This is a genomic window from Chitinophaga fulva, assembly GCF_012927205.1.
Taxonomy (GTDB): Bacteria; Bacteroidota; Bacteroidia; order Chitinophagales; family Chitinophagaceae; genus Chitinophaga; species Chitinophaga fulva.
Map to the genome: position 1 here is coordinate 1,485,994 of NZ_JABBGC010000001.1, position 20,423 is coordinate 1,506,416.

A 20,423-nucleotide genomic window follows, 5' to 3' on the forward strand; every position below is an offset into this window, starting at 1 on the left:
CGTCCTTTAAAACGGACATGCCATGAGCAACTTTTCAGACATCGGTTTTGATATTAATACGGAAGAAGAATTTCAGGAATTACTGGAGAAGACATACCATGAAAGCACCCTCATCAGGGTGAACGAAGGGGCTTATGCGGTATACGCAGATGAATCAGGGGCGGAGCTTTGGATACAGCTCAATCATCAACAGGAGTGTATCGGCGCTAACCCGCATTATAAAGGAAAAAGCCGGAGGAAAGTTTGCCTGACCGCTACGGTGGAGAGACCGGAAAATCCGCTGGACGGCGGGTTTTATGCCTGGGCTGAACCGGCGGAAAACCAAAACCCGAAAAGTGGCCTCTATCCCTTTGTATTTGATGTGCCTGATTTCAAAACCCTGGAGGCGTTCTCTTTTCCCGCCGATGTGGAAATTCAGCTGACAGCCTTTGCACAGGATGTACAGCTATACGAAAACGAAGCAGCTTTTGATGCTGCACAAACAAAGGAACCCAAATTTTCTGTGCAATCATTTATTCCAAGCGGATTGTTTTCTTCTTCGGAAGAAGATAAGCCCTCCACACCTGAAGCATTTGGTTTTTTCACCGGTGTCATTAAACAGGTAGAAGGCAGGCAGAACGCGCTGACCGGACAAATATTCTATGTCCTGCTGGTAGCTACTCTGGGCGGCGAAATAGATGTGGTGGCAGATGCCGGCTTTTTTGAAAAAGCGCCGGTGGTCAATGAGATCATTCAGGTGGAATGTTGGTTGTCCGGTCAGGTAATCAATGCGGCATCATGAACATACCGGAAAATAAACAACGATTATTAACACAAATAGCGGATGACCTGCAAAGTGTGGAGGGTGTCGCGGCGGTGGTGCTGGGAGGTTCCTATGCGGCAGGAATGGCATCTGATCAGTCCGACCTGGATATCGGCATCTATTACCATGCGGATAAACCGTTTAAGGTCGATGATATTAAAGCGGTAGTGGAGAAATATGCCGTCAGTCCGGCTACGGTGACTGATTTCTACGAATGGGGCCCCTGGGTGAATGGCGGTGCGTGGATGATAACAGAACATGGCAAGGTGGATTTTCTATACCGGAATATCCACCAGGTGCAGCAGACTATCGACAAGGCACAGCAGGGGGAATGGGAAAATCATTTTGAACAACAACCGCCTTATGGTTTTTCTTCTGTTATCTATCTGGCTGAGGTGAATATCTGTCAGCCTTTATATGACCCGGCCGGCGTGCTGGCTGCATGGAAAAAAGCGGTATCGGTTTATCCGCGGGCATTACGGGAAACGATCATCCGGCAATCATTGTGGTCGGCGGACTTTACCATCTGGCAGGCTGCCGGATTTGCGGAGAAGCACGATGTGTATAACACTGTCGGATGCATGGCCAGGGCGGTGAAAAACATCATGGCGGCGTTGTTTGCTATTAATGAACGGTATCCGCTGGGTGATAAAAGAGTGATGGAGCAGTTGCAGGATGCAGCCAAAGTACCAGCTGGCCTGCGGGAAAAAGTGGATGCAATATTATGTGTGTCCGGCGATACTTTGCCACAAAACGTAACACGCCTGACAGCGCTGCACCAGGAGGTGGTGCTGCTATCAGATGGACTGTATAAGCCATTGTATCAGCTATAACTGGTACAGAGAGGCGGCCGGTGAGGCTGCCTTTTTTTATGGATGAGGGAAAGGTGGTACGCGGTGATTGGGCACCCGGTAATTCAGTGCTGCGGTGGTGCCGCTGGTCACGTCGATGGTCACGCCGGTGATTTTACTGGCCATACCGGAAGCCAGGAATACGGCTGTCTGTGCGATATCTGCCATCAGCGGCAGTTGTTTCAGCATGGTATCGGCTTCCATTTTCCCCAGTACATCTTTCATCACTTCCGGAGCGCTTTCTATCGCGCTTTTGAATACGTTGGAATCCGGCGAACCGCCGGAGCGGATGGTCAGTACCCTGACGCCGTAAATGCCCAGTTCGGAGGCGAGATTGGTGGAGAGGGATTCGATAGCGCAACAGGCAGCAGCGAATCCTCCGGTGAGTGGATAACCGATCCCGCCGGGTGTTGCGGTCAGGAAAAGGATAACGCCCGAGCCCTGGCCTTTCATCACCTGTCCGGCTGCTTTGGCTGTCAGGAAGCGGGTTTGCAGGAAGCGGGTGACTGGTGTTACATAGTCATCTACGGAAAGTTCGATGAGCGGTACATCCTGGATAACATCTACTCCTGCTGCATTGAAGGAGATGTCTACTGTGCCATATTGTTGTTTTACGGCGGTGATATGCTGTATGACGGCTTTTTCGTCAAAGGCGTCCACTTCCGCGATTTCGGCCTGTCCGCCGGCAGCCTTTATCCTGTCTGCTGTTTGTTGAACAGATGCCAGCCGGTGACCAGTCAGCAATACGCGGGCGCCAGCCTGTGCCAGCGCTTCCGCTACGGCACTGCCGAGCGAACCGCCGGCGCCATAAACAATCGCATTTTTGTGTTGCAGTAACATAACATGGAAGATTTACAAGGTGATCGATGTACTCAGTTACGCCAATAATGTTTCATATAGCAACAGCTCCTCTCCGTTATACATAATCGTTTCGCTATAGTGAAGCCCCAACTTTTCCAGTAAGTGGATAGAACGGCTGTTTCCCGGCAGTGTGGTAGCCAGGATATGTGTGTGTGCTTTATCCGTTTTCAGCGCCTCCAGCAGGGCGGATGCTGCTTCAAAAGCATAACCCTGGCTGGCATGTTCCGGCAGAAAAGCAAATCCGATATCATGGTGTGGTAAATAGGTCCGCTTGATAACGGTAACGATGCCCATCGGCTGACGGTCATGCTGCCGGAAGACGACCCTGAAGTCTGTGTCAGGGTTGTCAATCACCCGTTGTATATAACTGATGGCATCGTTTATATGATGCACATGCCGATCGCCGATAAACTGTTTCCAGGCAGGGGTGTTCACCAATACAAAAATAAAGGCAGCTTCATGGGTTGTGATGGGTTCTATGAATAGCCGTTCTGTTTGCAATGTCTCCATCGTGAGAATGCTGTTTCAACGAACTTACAATTTTTACAGAAAAATCGTAAAAAGATTACATGAGAAGTTGATTTGAAATATATTATAATGCGATATTTTTATTATATATATTGGATGTTCAACCTAAATGTAAATCGTTATTTTATGAAAAAACTCATCCTTGGTTCCTTCGCCCTGTTGATGTTTTCAGCTTCTATGCTGATATTCCAGATCAGCTGTAAAAAATCTGCTGAAGCAGAAAGTCCCATGCCAGCTGTGCCTGTACAGATTAATAAAGTGGCATTTACAAGATACTCCCAGAATGGGGGAACAGAAATCTGTGTGATGAACTATGACGGCACCGGATTGGTGAAAGTGCCAGTTCAGCTGGGAGCAAACCAAAGCATCACAGACGAAGTACGCCTGTCGCCGGATGGCAGAAAGGTGTTCTTTGTCCTGTACACACCGGGAACCAATGAAACCAAAAAAGAGGACATTTATTCCTGTGACATCGACGGTAAAAACCAGAAGAAAATTTACGGCATGCCCGACGGTGGTGGTAACACTATCTTAGGTGGTGCTTATTAATTGCCCGGTATATTGGAATAAAAGGTCCGTGCCATGGCACGGACCTTTTTTATGATCAGTTGAAAGCCTGGAAATCAATGGTGGCAGGCTTATCGGCGTTTTCTTTTTCCGGATGCACCACTACTTCTATGGGCGCTTCTTCCCTGAATCGGGGCATACTGATAGGCACGCCGGCAAAAAGGCATAAGCACATGGCCGCGAGCATACAGTACGCAACGATCCGTAATGCCCGGAATACGGGTTGCAGACGTTTCATTTTGTAATGTTTAAATCAAAAAATAACTACTTGAATAAATAACTAAATGAACGGGGCGTCTGTGGGAGAAGGTTCAGGAAATATTTTTAGTTGCGGGAGATGCCTGACTGTTTCAAAGCTCCGGCATGTTTCCGCTGCGCGACGAAGCTGTATTTTGGTTTGTTGTTCGGTGAAAGCCAATATATACGTGACCGGTACCTTGTACTCACAGGATGGGGCACACGCGGCCAGAGCCCGGAAGTACCCGATGGTCCTTCCTTTGCAGCAGCGGGCATGGTAAACAAGTTCATCCTGTATGGGAGGCCGGTTACAATTGTTCCCCTCCAATGGCAGGTAGGAGGCCATGCTGCACAGCAACAACATCACTACCAGCCAGCCCGGGGGCAGGTCTCTTCTGATGGTAGTAGTACATGCTGATGTCATCTTTCAAAGATAAAAAAATCCGGCTGAAGAAATATAGCACCATAAAAAAGGGCGTCTGTGAAAAGACACCCTGCTGTTTTATTAACTTCTAACATACCTGCGTTTAACTTTTAACGCAATATCGTTGTTCGCTTTCTGGTTGCTGACAAGGTTGCTGATCAATTATAAAAATCACCAACACTACGAAGATAATGGACAATCGGTTAGTTATCTCCTCACTTTTATACAGTCGGTCATATTTAGTGTCGGAGAACTGATGAGATATACTGCCAGTATAGTGCCATTTTTTCGTTTTGCTGATTGTCAGGTAGTTATAGCGAAGTAAAAACGTAGGTACGTCCGGTTTTGTACAACCGCCTGTCCGGTTTTACCGTTACACCCTGATAACAGCAATCAGTGCAGCCAGCGCGGTGAGGCCTGTCAGCCAGTAGTAGGCCTGCCGGGTGAACGGCTTATCGGCAAAACGGATATTCAGCACCGTGATCACCAGGAATATTAGCAGCTTGGGCACCACTTTGTAATAGTTGATGGCCGGGTATTTCAGGGCTGCAAGCCCAACACCGGTGAGCAGGATAACGATGCCCAGTATCATACCGGTTTTGTCGCGGTGGGCGGTGACGTCCTTCCATAAGGTGGCCAGGATAAAGAGGTAACCGGCAAAGGCGGCGAAATGCAATAACAGCAGGATGTTGAAAAGCAGCATGGATCAGGATTTAGCGGTGGTGCGGATATAATAAAAGCCCAGTATCAGTGACAGTACTACGGCGATGGCATGCGGGTACAGGCGGGCGGCCACATAGTCGGTATGGCTCATGACAACGGAGAAATCAACCATCGGAATGATACTGCCAGCCAGCAAAAGGAAACCGGCTGCGCGGAATTCACGCATCAGCAACAACAACACGATCGCCGCTCCGGTAAATAAATCACGGATGCCTTTGATGTAATGGAAAGAATAGTCACCGCCGGTGGAGGTATGAATGCCGAAGGCGGTTTCAGCGGTCATCGGCACCAGCAGAAAACGAGCGCCGATAAAGATCAGGAGCAAACCGGTGAGCAGGGTGAGATAGTAAAATAACTGTTTCATATACTTCGTTTGTGAATGATGAAACAAAGCTATGACGACATTAAAACCTGTTCATTCACCTGGGTTAATAAATCTGCCGGGAGGCCATTCTTTTTCGGATACGGCTCAGGGATGGTGGTTTAACACCCACAAATGAGGATACATAATATTGCGGGATGCGTTGTTGCAGGTCAGGATAGTCTTCCTGGAATTGCAGGTACCGTTGCTCCGGCGAGTCTGCATACAGCGACGCTATTTTTTTGATGGCATATACGTACAGCTGTTCACATACCAGCCTGCCAAACCGTTCGCCCTGTTTTACGCCGCTGTACAGGCGTTGCAGGTCTTCGTGAGAAATACAGAGCACTTCGCTGTCTTCCATAAACTGAATATTGCTGGCGGAGGGGGAGTGATCAAGGAAGCTGCTGTAGTTGCACATAAAATCATTTTCTTTACCGAAGTCGTATGTCTGTTCTTCTCCATTGGCGTTGATAGCATAATAGCGTACCAGTCCGTGGTTGATGAAACCCACCGCTTTGCATACCTGGCCTTCCCGCAGGAAATAGTCCTGCCGGTCGTATTTTTTCAGGTGAAAAAGGGAGGTGACGAAAGCCTTCTCTGCTGCTTCCAGTTGTATAATGTTTTCGATAGCGTGAATAACCCGTTGATGCATACCTAAAGTTAAGCATGTTATCATGTTTGCAGATAATTTTCTGTTGATATGAAAGACATTTATTTTTACTGCAGAAACCAATGCTTATTATGCCAGCTCCCTGCGGTGCTCACTATTGTCGCGCAACAGACAACTTTATTTACCAGTTTTTATACAGACATAACGATGTATTATCATCGAACGGCATACTTCGGCTGATGCCTGCAATAATTGGCAGTAGGCTATATCACTTTTTATGTAATTTTAGGTAGATGAAAACCGCAGATACCCATATCAGGTACGAACTCATTCCGGCGCCTGCCCACCTGCAGGCCTATATCCGTTATTTCTGGACGTTGGAGGGAGATGATCCGCAGGCGTTGGCCAAAGCTTTTGGCTCGCTGGTGGATGGTTGTCCGGGGTTAATTTTTCAACGCCCCGATGTAGGCGCTTTTATCCGGGAAAGTAAAAAACTGCCCGAAATGTTCCTTTACGGCCAAACCACGAAGAACGTGGAAATAGCCTCACTGGGCCCTTCCAAAGCTACCGGCGTGATCTTTCAGCCTAACGGGCTGAAATCCGTTTTCGGGCTGAATGCCGGGGAACTGACCAACGATTGTGTGGATATACAGCTGGTGCCCGGGAACGGCCGCTTGTCTGAACAGCTGGGAGCTGCGGGGACTGCCGGCACACAGGTGGAAATCCTTTCCTCCTGGCTGCATAAACGTATCACCGGTAACCCGGCCGCTACAGATCCACTGGTGGACTATGCTGTGGCGCAGATCGCTAACTCCAACGGTAACACGTCCCTCCGCGATTTACAGGAGAAGCTGCAGTTAACGGAACGGACCTTCGAACGCCGGTTTAAAGAACAGGTGGGCATCACCCCCAAATTATTCTCCCGCATATGCCAGTACCAGGCATCCCTGCATCAACTGAAAAGCAACGATTACAGCAAATTGTCAGATATCGCCTTTGAAAACGACTATGCCGACCAATCCCACTTTATCCGTTCCTTCAAGGAATTTACCGGCTGCTCTCCCTATCAGTTCCAAAAGCTGCTCGATGAAGCCGGAGCAGAAATTATGCTGATTAAATAGCCATTGTCGGTTTTGTTCAATTTTTAAAATTCTATCCACCCTAGCTTTGGGGTATAAATAATCCATCCCATGAACGCAAAACAAATTGTATTAATACTCGCAGTACTGACCACCGGCCTGCTGACCGGCCTGTTTTTCGGATTTGAAGTCGCCATCAACCCGGCATTTGCCCGCCTGGATGATACTCAGTTTATCATCGCTATGCAGGCTATCAACGATGTGATTGTGAACCCGGTATTCATGTTCGCATTTCTGGGAGCAGCGGTATTCCTGCCGGTGGCCGCTTTCCAGCAACACGGCCGGAGGAAAAGCCTGTTGTGGATAGCTGCTGCATTATACATCGTAGGCGTGCTGGGCATCACTTCTGCTTGCAATGTGCCGCTGAACGATGCCCTCGCGAAAGTACAGGTGGCCGGCGCTTCCGCCCAACAGCTGAAAACTGCAAGGGAAGGCTTCGCCGGCCCCTGGAACATGTGGCATACCATCCGCACCATCGCCGGTATTGTAGCTACAGTAGTAGCCATCGCAGCCTGCCTGCAAAAAGAGACCGGTAAAAAGGGGGCTTAAGGAATTTTTTTACGAAGAGTTTGGTTTTGTGAAATTTATACCTACATTTGCATCCCGAATCGCCGGAAACGGCACCTTGTCGGAACGGGGCGTAGCGTAGCCCGGTTATCGCGCCTGCTTTGGGAGCAGGAGGTCGCAAGTTCGAATCTTGCCGCCCCGACTTGGAAAATCAAAAAGGCTGTCTCGAAAGTTCGAGACAGCCTCTTTTGATTTGGTTAGGTAGTTGAATATGCGATTCTTGGCGCCTTCAAAATATTTTTGGTACACCTCCTTTTTATTTCCCCGGTAGAGAAACTGATCGGTTTTGGACGGGAAGATTCTTCTTAAGAGCTAATTTCAAGCTTATAACCTTTGCCGCGTATAACAACAATTTTGATATTCGGATCAAATTCCAGTTTTTTCCTGAGTTTTGATATGAACATATCAAGACTGCGGCCTACTATCACACCTTCATCTTCCCATATCTCTTTTTGGAGTTGGCTTCGCTCTATAACCTCGTTAGGAGACAACGCAAAAATGCGTAGTACACGGGTTTCAGTTCTGGTCAGGTCTATTGTCTTTTCATTTATTATGAGCTTCTGATTCTTCGCATCGAACAACACAGCACCCAAAGTAAACATACCGGTATCCTGAATGTCGGGTAAAGCTCTTCGCCGCTTAACAGATCTTAAAAAAATAAAACCGACAAATGCTAAAACCGGCAGGCTGCCCAGGAGGTATACATTCTTTGCTGTATTTATTCCTGTCGGTTTAAATTTAATGTTGATCATGTAGCATGCTGTGGGCTGCACTCTCCCTTTACATGCTACAATATCATCTTTTTTATTTGCGGATATAGCAAATCCATAGGCTGCACTGGCGTTGCCACAGTTAAGTACGTTAACAACATAATCAGTTGCGAACGGATCTTTGGCTAATAAACGTTGAGTAGTATTTACGAGGGAGTCCGGCTGAAAACTAAGATCATTTTCAAAGCTGATCCGGTATTCATTTTCTCCGATCTTTTTTACAGGAAGTACTCTTGATGTCCTGTCGCCCGACTGTAAAAGTAGTTCATGTCCGATTTGGCGGAGTAAAACTTCCCGTCTGGCGATGTCAAAGTCGTCACTATTCCTCATGCTGAAAGCCACGCAAATTACAGTGATAAACGAGAGTAATATCAATCCGAACACGTATTTGCGTTTCCCAGAGAGGAAATTTCGGCCATCAAACATACTATTTACGATTTATTTACAAAGGTTACATTTTTATTTACAATCCTGATTTCCAGGCTAAAAAACAGGAAGTTAATTTCGGTGAAATCAACTTTATAAGATATGAAAAATAAAAAAAATGCCTTAAACGGATCTGATTTATCTGGAGATAGATCTATGTTAATTAAACCTGCAAAAAATATGAAAAAAGTTATTTATGCGCTGATCTTACCGCTGGTTGTGGTAAGCGGACTAGTATTTGCTATTGGCGATAGCAAAAATGAAACTTCTAAAAAATCAATCCCAAAGCCACTCTCTGCTGCTGAAATGAAAGCCGAAAGGAAAAGATGGGAGGCTACCCCTGATGGTATAAAGTTCAAAAAATGGGAAGCATCTCCCGAAGGTAAAAAAGTGCTTGTCAGTGCTGCTAAAATAAGTAACCAGATAAGTGCTTCTGCCAATATGGAGGCTGTTGTAACCTCTCTTTCTCTTCCGCCAGGCTCACGATTAGGTTTCGGAGTGATGGTCCGGATTAATGGTGACGACTATATTCTTAGCTTTGGGCTGGAAAATTCTGGCAATGAGTTTCAGCAATTGCATAGCCTGAAAGTTAACGACAAAATAATTATAAAAAGCCATAGTGTATCGTATGCGCCCAAGTATTCATATCCAATAGTATCGGGCAACTATGTAGAACGAGATAGTAAAATAATTTATAAACGTGCCCCCCGCAAAGGCGGTTGCTAGGAGAAAACCTCGAATCTGAAATATGTAGAAAATGTGCAATTTAATCGGATTTTAATAATGGTAGCCGTCATTTTCGCGACTACCATTATTAATGACTGATAGTCAATAACTAATCATCCAATAAAGCCGCCAGCCGCCTTAAATCTTGCAGGAATAAGTTCGAAATTTGTACAGGCAGGGCGACAATAATGAACAAGGCAGCAGTAATGCTGCCTTGTTTGTTTTTATCACTTTCTGCCATATGGCCCATTAGCAGGGTAAATTATTTGATGGCGATTCGCCGGCCACGGTTCACCGGCCAGTCCTGCTGCATTTCCGAAATATAGCTATGTGCGCTTTTTTCGCCCAATGTATCTTTTCCAATCAATCTTTTTCTGTGGACCAGTCCCCAGGCCAGTAGTTCGAAGATGGCTTTTTCCAATGTCCTGCCGTAATCTGTTAATGTATATTCCACTGTAACAGGACGTGTGTTCAATACCGTTCGGGTCACCAGTTGATTTGATTCCATTTCGCGCAATTCCTTTGTCAGCGTTTTGGCTGATATGCCAGGCACATGCCTTACAATATCCAGGAAACAAAGGCTGCCTTGCTGCATCAATACGCACAAAACCGGGATTTTCCATTTGCCCGACAGCATAGATACAGCATCCATAATGGCAAGTCGATTATAAGAACATTCTGCAATTTGTTCAACACAGTCTTTCTTCTTCATATAACACTGTTAATATGTTGACAAGTTATTCATTATTTTGATCGGTTACCCATCAGTAATCAGTTGCCTGAAGGTAACCGATGCCTGCCACAGCCCCCTGCCGAAATACCTTTGGGCTTGATTAAAACCCAATATTATGTCAGTTAAAGTAATAAGTATTAAAGCATTTGGAGGGCCCGAAGAGCTGAATGTAACAACAGTTGAACCCGTTAGAGCAGGTGCAGGCCAGGTGCTGATAGCAGTAGAAGCCTGTGGTGTTGGATTAGTAGATGTATTTTTCAGAAAGGGGGTAATCCCAGGTCTTTCCCCGATAGGATTGGTGCCGGGGGTGGAGGTATCAGGGACAGTTATAGACGGTGCTGCGGAATGGATAGGAAAACGCGTATTTGCCAAAGTAGATAAGGGCGGTTATACAGAGCAGCTTATTGCCAATGTCACCAATATCGCTGAAATACCTGATGCATTATCTTCAGAGGCAGCCGTTGCATTGGGTATTAACGCACTGGTAGCACATTTCTCTTTATTACAGGGACGCTGCGGAAAAGAGGAACAGGTATTGGTGAGAGGTGCCGGCGGCGGAATAGGCACCATGACGGCACAGTTGGCAAAGCTTGGCGGTGCGCAGGTAACAGCATCAACTACCTCACCTGAAAAGCGCTCCATGCTAACAGCATTAGGTGTGCGGCAATTTGATAACGGGTATCAGGAGTATGATGTGATCATTGATACCGTTGCAGGAAATGAGGTAACATCTTTCTTTAACAGGCTGAAGCCCAATGGCCGTTATGTGCTTAATGGTGTAGCCGGTGGTTTTCCTCTACCCGATTTTGCGATGCCGATGGTGACATCGTTCCAAAAATCTCTCGCAATTTCATTCCTTAGTCTTAATTCCATTGCCGATAGCCTGTTGATGACTGCTATGACAGATATATTTATGCTGGCAGTACAGGGTAAAATCACTCCGGTAATTGACAAGGTTTACCTGCTGACAGAAGCGGTCAGCGCCCATCAAAGACTGGAGTCCGGTAAAGTGTTTGGGAAAATAGTGCTGAAAGTTTAATTCTGGATATTGTTTTTATCAGGAATCCTTACTGTATAGATGTAGCCGGTAGCCATTCGTGTCTGTGTAAAAAGCCCGACCCTGGCTATTTAATAGAAAGCCTCCGGTACATAGCCGGGAGGCTTTTTTGTGTTCGCTGTCTTTTAATATACTGAAATTAAACTTCAGCAAAAAATGTTATTCATGTTTGTTTAATCAACTGATCCCCTACATTTGTAACTACAAATGGAACCCCTTTAATTTATTTAAGCCTCAAAAATATTTAAGCCTCAAATAATCGAAGGCCCTTGCGCATACATACGCTGCTTCCTCACAATTTTAAATAATCATTTAAAACTTAAACGAAATGCAACGTGTAGAAAAAAAAGCCCCAGAAAAAAAAGCCCCCTCCACTACCTCGGGGTTTCAATTCAGGACACCTGCAGACATCCAGGATTTTGCAAGTGACCCGTCAAAACAAAACATGATGAACAGTCTATGGAGTAACAACCTGGATGGATTCATACAACAAGGCATGTTGAATAATCCCTGGAATACAACCAACACACCCCCTACAACCAATTATTACAACCCCATCGACAACAATCCACCAAGCCAGGCCGCCAATATTCAATGGCTGGCGTTCCCGGGAAGGCTGGAGCATAATTTCCCAAGTGCAACACAGGACCAGTTGTATCAGATGGCTGATACCGGATCAATGCCCGGACAAATATCTAATGACCCCTGTGGTACCGGGCAGAACGTAGCCTATTTCCCTTATGGCCCCAGAGGTTGGCAGGATGAATATTGTGAATGGGCTGTTACCCGGAATGCTGCGGGAAAAATTACGCGGATTGACTTCACCTGCGAAAACCCTGAATACTGGAACACCTTGTGGATGGTGGACCCCAACAAGGTACTGGCACTGTATCAGACTATCCTGGATAAGCCTCAGATCACTTTGCAGGACCTGTCAGTATCTGGTATCGTGAATCCCATCACCAATCAGCCGGTATACAACCCATTGAACAAATGGAACAGCGGAACAGTATCTAACACCACTACAGGTGGCGCCATACATCTGACCAGTACGCCCAACACCATACAAACCGAAATAGGCCTGGCCACCACATCCGGCATCCAGCGCTTCAACCCGCCACCTCCACCGCCTACTACCAATACGATGTGGCCATCTGCACAATTCAACAATTTAATTTGTGTGGGCCAGTTTGGTCAGCGGTACCGTAACAGCGACCCTAATATAGGCGGTACCGTCAATAATTTCGTTACGCAAGGCTTTATGGTGACCCTGGCAGATCCTCCGGGGCTCTACATTCAAATGCCGAATTTCTCCGCCTACAAAACACCTGATGGCACCGATCCGTCCACTTTCTGGACAATTAAACGTGGCAGCAAAACGCTCACTGACCAGTCTGGTAACCCCCTGCCCGGCAATTTTATCCTGCATGCTGTGTATGAAGTGCCGGCCAGTAAAGGTTATACAGTAGGCGATATTACTATTTCAAATGTGCCTATCAACTGGGGATCCCAGGTGGCATACACCTTCAAAATGCAAATTGTTGCCAGTGCTTATCAGGGTACCACTCCCCAGGGATATGAACCGGTAGGTGATACCCCTCCTGCCCAAACATTTGCACAACCGCTTCAGCTCTTTTACAAAAACTATTTTGATACTTTATATAACACCAATGTTCCTAACCCGGTTAACAATCCCATTCCATTATTAAGTAACAGTACGTATGTGCCTTCATACATTAATGTTGGTACTACAGCTGCCAGCATGGTAGTGGTGGTGGGCACCTGCACCGCGAAGGAGAACCAGCCGGCCACCTATCCTTCGGTTACCTTCGACGATCCCAATATCACTGCGCAGGTAACTGCTGTAAAAGAAAATGTTACCTATGCTATACCGGGTAACAGCCAGCCCAGTACTAATACAGCGTTGTATATCACGGTTGCCGTTGGCGCCAATGCAACACCCGGGCAACATGGTGTTTTTGTTACCAATGTTGGCCAGCAACGTCAGGCAGCTATGCCTGCGCTGTTTATGGTGTCGCCCGTAACGGTACAGGCCAATATTGCATGGCAGAATACCGGTGTAGTGCTCACCGCAGCCAATAAGGCCACCATAAAATATGCATCGGGCTTGTGGACCGCCAACCCGCAGGATAACGGAGGCCAGCTGTACGATGCCGCCGGTAATCCGGTCTTCATCCCCGCCAAGCAAGGCTACACGATGCCTGGACAGAATGAAGGCGCACTCATAGGCAGAGTAGGCAGTACCGTTTTCCTGGTTGGCATGAACGCTACCGTTCCCGCCAACCTTAGCGGCGAGATACAATTATGTATCAATGATGATCTGAACGGACAATATGGCGCCGGATTAACGGATAACATAGGGTCTATCTCCGTTGTCATTGGTGTGAGCTGAATGATGTGAAACATCACGTTGTCAGATCGATAAATGAGAGAGGCACATATGCTTAATGTGTGCCTCTCTGGTTATAAGCACTCCCTCATTTAAATCCTGCAAAAATGAAAAGATCTGTTACTATCTTCATTATCACTGGTGCGGTTTTATTTATCACCCAACACTTTATAACAGCTTTCAAGCCGGGAAATGCGCTGCGGTCAATGAACACCTGCAACTGTAACGCTAATTCTCCTCTTTACAATATTGTCATTCAATTCAACAACCAGGTGCCTGGCGATCTCCCGGCATTTAATAATCAATCCCAGGCAAATTGTTTTGCCTGGCAGGAGTTCATTTCTTTGAACTGGCCGGTTAACCCCTCCGGGTATTTTGGAGCTCCCGGGGACACTACACCTGTCAGCTGGGAAAAATATATGCCCATAGAGGTGCTATTCCCACCAGACGGAGCAAGGCCATCTTCCTGGGGTACGCTTGTTTCTCCGAAGTATGCCGCCAGGTTTAAAACACAAAAATTGTTGATGAACCCAACTAAAACGAAACTTTTAACTTTCACCACCAAGTTTGCGCTCGATACCACGTTTGGCATGGACCCTGATCAGGCAGCGCCTTTTGGCAAGCCCAACTGGCTGGGCGCTCAGAATAACACCAATGTATGGTATGAGATCAAGCTGAATAAAGATTATTATGATTTTGTCATCAGGAACGGCTATTACAATGCCGTCACACAGCATGATTCGGCGAAAAACGGCGTCCCGCTTAATTTCCCGCAAGGTGTGTATAACGGCCCTGTAGGGGCTATAGAAGTAAAAGCCGCATGGATGGAAGTGGATAGCATTCAATCACCTAAATGGCAGCGATATAAACTCTCCCAGGCTACAGTATTTGATTCTGCCACGGGGAAACTAAGAGAAACCACGGTAGCGTTGGTTGGCTTGCATATCCTGCATAAAACACAGAATCAACCCACCTGGGTATGGGCTACTTTTGAACAGGTAGATAATGTGCCAGACGCCAACAGTAAAACAACTCCGCCATACGGATATAATTTCTATAGCGCGAATTGTACGCCCCGCCAGGTAAACCTGAATGGAGGAGGTACGGCAACCGTGAGTTGTACAACCAATATTTCGCCCCCCTATTACCTGTCACAGGCGGCACCGGTACCTATACAGGTTGCCCGGTTAAACCCGATCGATCCGACAGATGCCGTACCTATCAACGATAGTATGCAAAGCAATATCAGGAAGTTTTATCCTAAATCTGTTTTTCAGTATTATGAACTGGTAGACGTTATCTGGTCACAAACGTTGCAGCCAGACAAGACAACGCCCATTCAGGCGCCGTTTCCGCTAAATACGTCCGCTATGCTGAGTGGTGCCCATATAGTGGCCAATACCACCCTGGAGAGCTATGTGCAAACGACCAACACCTGCTTTAGCTGTCATAAATACAGTACCATTGCGTCTTATCCGGCAGATTCCGTGAACAATAATATCTTCGGCGATTTTAGTTTCGCAATATCTGCCGCTCAATACCCCTCACTAAAGGCTAAGAAAAAACGATAATTTCTTGCAGCGATTCTCAACTACCAAACGGAGGAAGCCTTACAGCTCTTTACTGTAAGGCTTCCTCGTTTTTCTATGCCCATACTTTAAAATGTAAATACGTACCGCAACAGGAAAGTTCGCTGCCGCAACGGCACTACAGCTGTGCTTACCTGGCCGGCCGTTGTACTTACTTGTGTGTACAATCTCTGGTTGAGCAGGTTTGTACATTGAAACTCAAAATAACTTTTTTGCTTTGGCAAGGCATACCTGATTTCCGCATCTAAAAAATGGCTGTTAACAGGCTGCCAACCCGATTGATGGTAAGCAACCAGTTGATAGGAAGCATTGTAAGAGAGCCGGTCGTTTAACTGTTGACGCCACTTGGCATTAAGCCGGGTAAGCGCTGTACGGTTTTTTGACTCCGCTTTATTGCCTTTGCCCTGCTCATTGATAAACAGCCGCTTTTCGCCTGTAAGGGAAAGTGTACCCTTTTGAAACAGTTTCTTTTCTGCAGAAACCGACAGGCTCGCGTTATAGGCATGATAGGCCAGAATAGCGTTATTATAGTAATTGTTGCCTTTTTGCAATCCAGCACTGCCATTCGCCGATACACTGGCCGCTATACCAAAAATATATTTGGATACGCCACTACCCAGCGTATACCCGTCTGCAATATTTTTAAAATCCATCGCGGTAGATCTTGTGATGCCACTATCCAGCGTATAGGCCTTGATGTAGTTTTGACGGGTCCTGTTGTAGGATAGGTTAATATAGTAAAAGAGAATCTGAAGCGGTTGGCGATAGCTATACCGGAAGCTATAACTATTCATATCCGTCTTTGGCAATGGAGTGGTGTTGGCATTAAAAGACCGGTAGTTTTCCAGGATACTGCCGGTATAAATATCACTTACCTGGCCCGGCATTGCCTGCTGTGCGTACCTGGCGGAAACCTCCCCATATCTACCGGTTTTGGTGGTGAACTGTGCCAGCGGGTTTAGCAGAAAGTAACTTTTTTCAATGGCAGCACCAGTGGGGAGTGTATAATCCACCCGGCAATAACCAGGCGTTGTGGCTATTGTAAAAGAGCCTTTTTTCAAGGGATATATCGCTGACAGTTTTCCATACAGCATCCGCGTGTGAAAGGCAATATCGTTTTTAAATGACGGTCCTGCTGCAGTTGCTGCATAAGAACTGTCTGTTTTATACAGGTCGGTTTGAAGCCGGTTGGCGTGATAAGACAAGCCGGCAGATACAGAAAAGACCCACTGGGAGAGTTTGGTCTTGAAGGTAACAGACTGGTCAATGTAAGTGTTGGTCGAATGTACCTGCTGATCTAATTTGATGTAATCTATACTATCATTTATGATGTCTTTATGTACCCCTGGCAAAACGGTTAAATTTTCGTTAGCGGTGTAATACTGTAGTATAGATGAATATTGAAGTATGTTTTGGGTGCCCAGCGCTTTAATGAGGACCGTCTCATTGCTGATGGAAGTATTCTTCGTTGGCTGCCTTTGGTTTAACATCTGGCCGTTTTGAATAGTGGCGCCGGTCCGGTCCCATTTGGGTATGTCCAGCCTGGAGATAGATTTTACATAGGCGCTTTTACTGTTTTTTTCAAGTTGTGCGCCTATCTGCCATTGATGAAGCTGATATATGTTATCCTGTTTTTCATCATAGCTAATGGTGTCTGCACCAGGAAAAAAATAGCTGGTTGAAATATCGGTCCCGTATTTTCTTTTCAGCTGAAGACCAGCGATGTTTATCCGTAGACCCCAATCCTGCTTTAGTTTGAACAAGGTGTGGGTATTGATGGCATTGTCATTATTTTTTAAATAGTACTTTTCATCCATCATGGCTGGCGCCGTTTCGCTCCCCATAGAAAGGTAAGACTGAGATTTTTTTAGCGTAGCTTCATTATTGTCGAAAGATACCCCTACCTCTTCGTTTTCGTTGAGCAGGTTTTTACCGGTATTGTTTGTTTTAAGTGTATTGATAGATAGAATTTTCCTTTTGAACATAAGGCTGCTAAGCTCTCCGACATAGCTTTCATTTCCTGCGCCTGCAACGGCATTGTTGACAAATGTGGCTTTCGCTGCCTTCGCCAGCTGTAGGTTGAGTGAAGTGTTATTGGCCACCACATAGCCGTTCAGCGCCTTGATAGGTTGATCGCGTTCTATTACCTGCACCTGTGTTACGGCATCTACAGGAACATTGTCGGTGGCTATTCTATACCTTCCGTCCAGGATATTATTGCCGTCAATATATACGTTGGTAATGGGTTTCCCGTTATAGCTGATAGCGCCTTTCTCATCTATCTGTATGCCGGGAAGCCGCCCTATAAGATCACCAATGACGCGGTCATTTTTGTCTTTAAATGCGTTGACGTTGTATTTTAGCGTATCACTGGAAAGTGATATTTTTTTATTTGATTTTACGGTTACTTCCGGCAATTCAGTCGGGCGCTTGTTGAGTGTTACATTATACGCTTCTGTAACGGTGACGGCTATAGGTACTGTGGCCGGAAAGTACCCCATGGCTGTTATTTTGATGAATACCTTTTCTTTGCTGCTTTCAAATTTGCAATCGAAAAACCCTTTCGTGTCAGATTGCCCGAATACCAGGCCGGCGCCATTTTCGGTGACAACAGACACTGCTGCGCCGGCAACCGGTGCACCGCTGCTACCTTTTACAAAACCACGGACTGACACCGTGTTTTGAGACAATAGCAGCTTAACCGGAAAGACAAGCAGCAAAAGTATAAATAGATGCTTTGGATACAAGAGAAAGGCTATTTTTCTAGTTCAAGCGGATAATTGGGTGCCATTTTTTTCCTGAAGCTGCCAGTGAGAGGGAATCCGTTTACTGTTACTTTGGAGACTTTTATTTCGCTATCGGTACCACCATTGGTATTTAACCCTTCTTCATAGGCTTTTTCCATTTTGCGGTATGCTTCAGTTGTGGTAGCAACGGCATCTGCCGGGAAAGCCAGAAGCGATTGGTGCGATGGCGGAACATCCAGCAGTATTTTGGTACAGGTAAATTGTATCCGTTTATTACTGTCAGTGGCTTCCAGGATGAGGCCGGGCAGGCCATGCAATTTCCAGGGACCGAATTTTGCAGGGATGTCGGTAGTGAACCAGGCGGTATATGCCCTTCCTTTGCAGGTGCCTGTTGCTTTCTGGCAGGTATATCCCAAAAGCTGTTTGGTGTCTTTTTCGATCTTCCAGGCAATATTTTCAAAGGACTCCCTGATCAGGTAATCGTTCTGCCTGAAGTTTTTAAGAATGTATAAGAAATCATTACCTGCTGGTGTATAGATATTGCCGCGCGTGGATGGTCGTAATACTCCCATGTCTATCGTTCCTCCGGTAGCGCTGTAGGCCTGTTTTATTGTTGCTTGTTGGGCTGAGTCCTGCACTAAAGCGGTGTAGCTGGTATATACGCTTTTCTCTGGATTAAAGACAAGCATAAAATCCTCGTTCCAGACATGTGTGGGGTCTGCGGTGTCCCGGATATGGGATAAACTATAGAATGCAGCACTGACGGGTGGAGGCGATACATTCTTAAATGAATAAAAAGTGTGTAGTAACACGACTGCCGCAAATAATTTTAAATACAAACGCATATATTTTCATTTGATGTGAACAGGAAAAACCATCCTCCTATATCCTATTTTTTAACTAGAAGCATCCGTTGGCATCCATGTGGCTCTGTGCATAAAGGAACGCAGCATGGCCTCTTTGGTTGAAAGTGCCGCCGGATACATACACGATTAGGATGTTTCCACAGCCGTCGCGGAAGCCGAAACCGTCTGAAGCAAGCGCGCTCTTTTTGGTGCTGACAGTTATTTTTGTGTTGTTAACATTCATTTCTATTACTTTGGGAGCTGTTTCTTTGGCTTTTGTGCCTTTGGCGAAAGCGCCCATGCTTACAGCGAAAAGTGCGATGGCTAATAATGTCTTTTTCATAATTCGATTTTTATTTTTTAAAAAGTGATTCAATAATTCAGAAATGGAGGATGGTTTAAAGTGATCAATTTTCCAATCAGTAACTATTTTGATGCAAGAAACAGCAGTCAGCGGAGGAATAAGGGGCCGATCAATATTTGCCGGAGATGGAGCAATATTCGAGGTGTTTGAATAAAACTTCCCGCGGCCTGGGGGTAAGGGTGACGTTATTTTAAGCTTTTGTGGGCTTCATGCATGAATAATTAATAAATGTCCAATTCGCCCTGTAAGAATGTCCGTTAAGCACCGGTTGCGAATGATATTTAGGTGATAATTTTGAATTTGTAAAGTGTAAAAAAGAAAACATGCTGAAAAATGAGCATTTTTTTTGCTTTATTTGGTAACCGATCGGTTACGCATTTGAACAAAACCCGTATTCATTAACAAAACAAATCATATAGTTATGTCAAATCAAAGTTTCACAGTTACCCTGTTGCTGGACCAATCACCTTCAGATGTATACGAAGCCGTTATTAATCCCCGTGCCTGGTGGTCAGAGGAGATCGAAGGCGCGACGAGTAAAGCTGGTGACGTCTTCGATTATCATTTTGAGGACATCCACCGTTCGAAAATGAAGTTAACGGAGTCGGTTCCCGACAAGAGGGTTGTCTGGCTGGTACTGGAAAATGCTTTCAAACCCGGGCTCTTCGATGAGGCTGCCGGCGGACATGCAAAGCATGATGGCTTTGAAAACGATAAAGCAGAATGGGTAGATACCCACGTAGTCTTTGATATCACAAGGGAGAATGGAAAAACCCGGTTGCGCTTCACGCATGATGGACTGGTCCCCGATTATGAATGTTACGACGTTTGCATTAATGGCTGGAGCCATTATATTCAGGGAAGCTTGCATAGCCTCATTACCACCGGGAAAGGACAGCCCAACAAGACTGGAAGACCGATGACCACAGATGAGGAGAAGTTCAATGCCGCCGTGGGTAACGTGTAAAAATGCCACCGCACCGGACATATGTTGAATGGCATTTGTTCCCGTAACAGCCAGGTGTAGAACTTGTTTGTTTCCCGGACATAGAAGGACAAAACGGAGTTATTGCTGTTTTGTCC

Annotated in this window: 23 protein-coding genes and 1 tRNA gene; 11 read left to right on the top strand and 13 right to left on the bottom strand. The window is 46.1% G+C overall.

Annotated features, from left to right (window positions below):
* Window positions 1-22: 22 nt before the first annotated feature.
* A complete protein-coding gene (locus tag HHL17_RS06260; RefSeq protein ID WP_169223902.1) occupies window positions 23-781 on the top strand; it encodes a hypothetical protein in 759 nt (252 codons plus the stop codon).
* On the top strand, window positions 778-1,635 hold the full coding sequence (locus HHL17_RS06265; protein ID WP_169223903.1) for a nucleotidyltransferase domain-containing protein: 858 nt from the start codon (window positions 778-780) through the stop codon (window positions 1,633-1,635). Before HHL17_RS06260 ends, HHL17_RS06265 begins: the two co-directional genes overlap by 4 nt.
* A 36-nt stretch (window positions 1,636-1,671) precedes the next feature.
* On the opposite strand, the gene HHL17_RS06270 is transcribed toward HHL17_RS06265, so the two are convergent.
* Both HHL17_RS06270 and HHL17_RS06275 read right to left on the bottom strand, forming a co-directional pair.
* The gene (locus HHL17_RS06270) at window positions 1,672-2,493 is read right to left on the bottom strand and encodes an SDR family NAD(P)-dependent oxidoreductase (RefSeq protein WP_169223904.1); all 822 of its coding nucleotides are present in this window, start codon (window positions 2,491-2,493) and stop codon (window positions 1,672-1,674) included.
* Between the two features lie 36 nt (window positions 2,494-2,529).
* Window positions 2,530-3,024 (bottom strand): GNAT family N-acetyltransferase, encoded by a 495-nt coding sequence (locus HHL17_RS06275; protein ID WP_169223905.1) that lies wholly within the window; start codon window positions 3,022-3,024, stop codon window positions 2,530-2,532.
* Window positions 3,025-3,168: 144 nt separating this feature from the next.
* Between HHL17_RS06275 and HHL17_RS06280 the strand changes: the two genes are divergently transcribed.
* Window positions 3,169-3,591 carry a TolB family protein gene (locus tag HHL17_RS06280; protein ID WP_169223906.1) on the top strand — a complete coding sequence of 141 codons (423 nt, stop codon included), beginning with the start codon at window positions 3,169-3,171 and terminating at the stop codon, window positions 3,589-3,591.
* Window positions 3,592-3,646: 55 nt separating this feature from the next.
* Here HHL17_RS06280 and HHL17_RS06285 read toward each other — a convergent pair whose 3' ends face one another.
* The 5 genes from HHL17_RS06285 to HHL17_RS06305 all read right to left on the bottom strand — a co-directional run bounded on the left by HHL17_RS06285 (window position 3,647) and on the right by HHL17_RS06305 (window position 6,033).
* Window positions 3,647-3,847, bottom strand: a complete 201-nt coding sequence (locus tag HHL17_RS06285) for a hypothetical protein (protein WP_169223907.1) — start codon at window positions 3,845-3,847, stop codon at window positions 3,647-3,649.
* Between the two features lie 42 nt (window positions 3,848-3,889).
* A complete protein-coding gene (locus tag HHL17_RS06290) occupies window positions 3,890-4,270 on the bottom strand; it encodes a hypothetical protein (protein ID WP_169223908.1) in 381 nt (126 codons plus the stop codon).
* Between the two features lie 373 nt (window positions 4,271-4,643).
* A complete protein-coding gene (locus tag HHL17_RS06295; RefSeq protein ID WP_169223909.1) occupies window positions 4,644-4,973 on the bottom strand; it encodes a hypothetical protein in 330 nt (109 codons plus the stop codon).
* Window positions 4,974-4,976: 3 nt separating this feature from the next.
* Window positions 4,977-5,357, bottom strand: a complete 381-nt coding sequence (locus HHL17_RS06300; RefSeq protein WP_169223910.1) for a DUF4267 domain-containing protein — start codon at window positions 5,355-5,357, stop codon at window positions 4,977-4,979.
* A 64-nt stretch (window positions 5,358-5,421) separates the two neighbouring features.
* The gene (locus tag HHL17_RS06305; protein WP_240975101.1) at window positions 5,422-6,033 is read right to left on the bottom strand and encodes a Crp/Fnr family transcriptional regulator; all 612 of its coding nucleotides are present in this window, start codon (window positions 6,031-6,033) and stop codon (window positions 5,422-5,424) included.
* Between the two features lie 227 nt (window positions 6,034-6,260).
* On the opposite strand from HHL17_RS06305, the gene HHL17_RS06310 reads away from it, so the two are divergent.
* From HHL17_RS06310 to HHL17_RS06320, 3 genes are all read left to right on the top strand, one after another.
* Window positions 6,261-7,088, top strand: a complete 828-nt coding sequence (locus HHL17_RS06310) for a helix-turn-helix domain-containing protein (protein WP_206155919.1) — start codon at window positions 6,261-6,263, stop codon at window positions 7,086-7,088.
* A gap of 69 nt (window positions 7,089-7,157) precedes the next feature.
* Window positions 7,158-7,655 carry an anthrone oxygenase family protein gene (locus HHL17_RS06315; protein ID WP_169223911.1) on the top strand — a complete coding sequence of 166 codons (498 nt, stop codon included), beginning with the start codon at window positions 7,158-7,160 and terminating at the stop codon, window positions 7,653-7,655.
* An 85-nt stretch (window positions 7,656-7,740) separates the two neighbouring features.
* A tRNA-Pro gene (locus HHL17_RS06320) sits at window positions 7,741-7,815 on the top strand.
* A 163-nt stretch (window positions 7,816-7,978) separates the two neighbouring features.
* Here the strand turns inward: HHL17_RS06320 and HHL17_RS06325 are convergent.
* Window positions 7,979-8,869 carry a winged helix-turn-helix domain-containing protein gene (locus HHL17_RS06325; protein ID WP_169223912.1) on the bottom strand — a complete coding sequence of 297 codons (891 nt, stop codon included), beginning with the start codon at window positions 8,867-8,869 and terminating at the stop codon, window positions 7,979-7,981.
* 102 nt (window positions 8,870-8,971) lie between these two features.
* Here HHL17_RS06325 and HHL17_RS06330 point away from each other — a divergent pair, with 102 nt between their 5' ends.
* Window positions 8,972-9,595: a hypothetical protein gene (locus HHL17_RS06330; RefSeq protein ID WP_240975102.1), complete on the top strand. Its 624-nt coding sequence runs from the start codon at window positions 8,972-8,974 to the stop codon at window positions 9,593-9,595.
* Between the two features lie 109 nt (window positions 9,596-9,704).
* Here the strand turns inward: HHL17_RS06330 and HHL17_RS33705 are convergent, their stop codons facing one another.
* Both HHL17_RS33705 and HHL17_RS06335 read right to left on the bottom strand, forming a co-directional pair.
* Window positions 9,705-9,836 carry a hypothetical protein gene (locus tag HHL17_RS33705; protein ID WP_262889022.1) on the bottom strand — a complete coding sequence of 44 codons (132 nt, stop codon included), beginning with the start codon at window positions 9,834-9,836 and terminating at the stop codon, window positions 9,705-9,707.
* A gap of 21 nt (window positions 9,837-9,857) precedes the next feature.
* On the bottom strand, window positions 9,858-10,307 hold the full coding sequence (locus HHL17_RS06335; protein WP_169223913.1) for a winged helix-turn-helix transcriptional regulator: 450 nt from the start codon (window positions 10,305-10,307) through the stop codon (window positions 9,858-9,860).
* Between the two features lie 136 nt (window positions 10,308-10,443).
* Here HHL17_RS06335 and HHL17_RS06340 point away from each other — a divergent pair, with 136 nt between their 5' ends.
* From HHL17_RS06340 to HHL17_RS06350, 3 genes are all read left to right on the top strand, one after another.
* Window positions 10,444-11,367: a quinone oxidoreductase family protein gene (locus HHL17_RS06340; protein WP_169223914.1), complete on the top strand. Its 924-nt coding sequence runs from the start codon at window positions 10,444-10,446 to the stop codon at window positions 11,365-11,367.
* 463 nt (window positions 11,368-11,830) lie between these two features.
* Window positions 11,831-13,798 carry a hypothetical protein gene (locus HHL17_RS06345; protein WP_206155920.1) on the top strand — a complete coding sequence of 656 codons (1,968 nt, stop codon included), beginning with the start codon at window positions 11,831-11,833 and terminating at the stop codon, window positions 13,796-13,798.
* A 104-nt stretch (window positions 13,799-13,902) separates the two neighbouring features.
* Window positions 13,903-15,366 (top strand): cytochrome c family protein, encoded by a 1,464-nt coding sequence (locus HHL17_RS06350; RefSeq protein ID WP_169223915.1) that lies wholly within the window; start codon window positions 13,903-13,905, stop codon window positions 15,364-15,366.
* An 86-nt stretch (window positions 15,367-15,452) separates the two neighbouring features.
* Here the strand turns inward: HHL17_RS06350 and HHL17_RS06355 are convergent, their stop codons facing one another.
* The 3 genes from HHL17_RS06355 to HHL17_RS06365 all read right to left on the bottom strand — a co-directional run bounded on the left by HHL17_RS06355 (window position 15,453) and on the right by HHL17_RS06365 (window position 19,319).
* Window positions 15,453-18,059, bottom strand: coding sequence for a carboxypeptidase-like regulatory domain-containing protein (locus HHL17_RS06355; RefSeq protein WP_206155921.1), 2,607 nt, complete (start codon window positions 18,057-18,059; stop codon window positions 15,453-15,455).
* An 80-nt stretch (window positions 18,060-18,139) separates the two neighbouring features.
* A complete protein-coding gene (locus tag HHL17_RS06360; RefSeq protein WP_169223917.1) occupies window positions 18,140-18,976 on the bottom strand; it encodes a GLPGLI family protein in 837 nt (278 codons plus the stop codon).
* Window positions 18,977-19,031: 55 nt separating this feature from the next.
* Window positions 19,032-19,319, bottom strand: a complete 288-nt coding sequence (locus HHL17_RS06365; protein WP_169223918.1) for a hypothetical protein — start codon at window positions 19,317-19,319, stop codon at window positions 19,032-19,034.
* 442 nt (window positions 19,320-19,761) lie between these two features.
* Between HHL17_RS06365 and HHL17_RS06370 the strand changes: the two genes are divergently transcribed.
* Window positions 19,762-20,307: an SRPBCC family protein gene (locus tag HHL17_RS06370; protein ID WP_169223919.1), complete on the top strand. Its 546-nt coding sequence runs from the start codon at window positions 19,762-19,764 to the stop codon at window positions 20,305-20,307.
* Window positions 20,308-20,423: the final 116 nt, after the last annotated feature.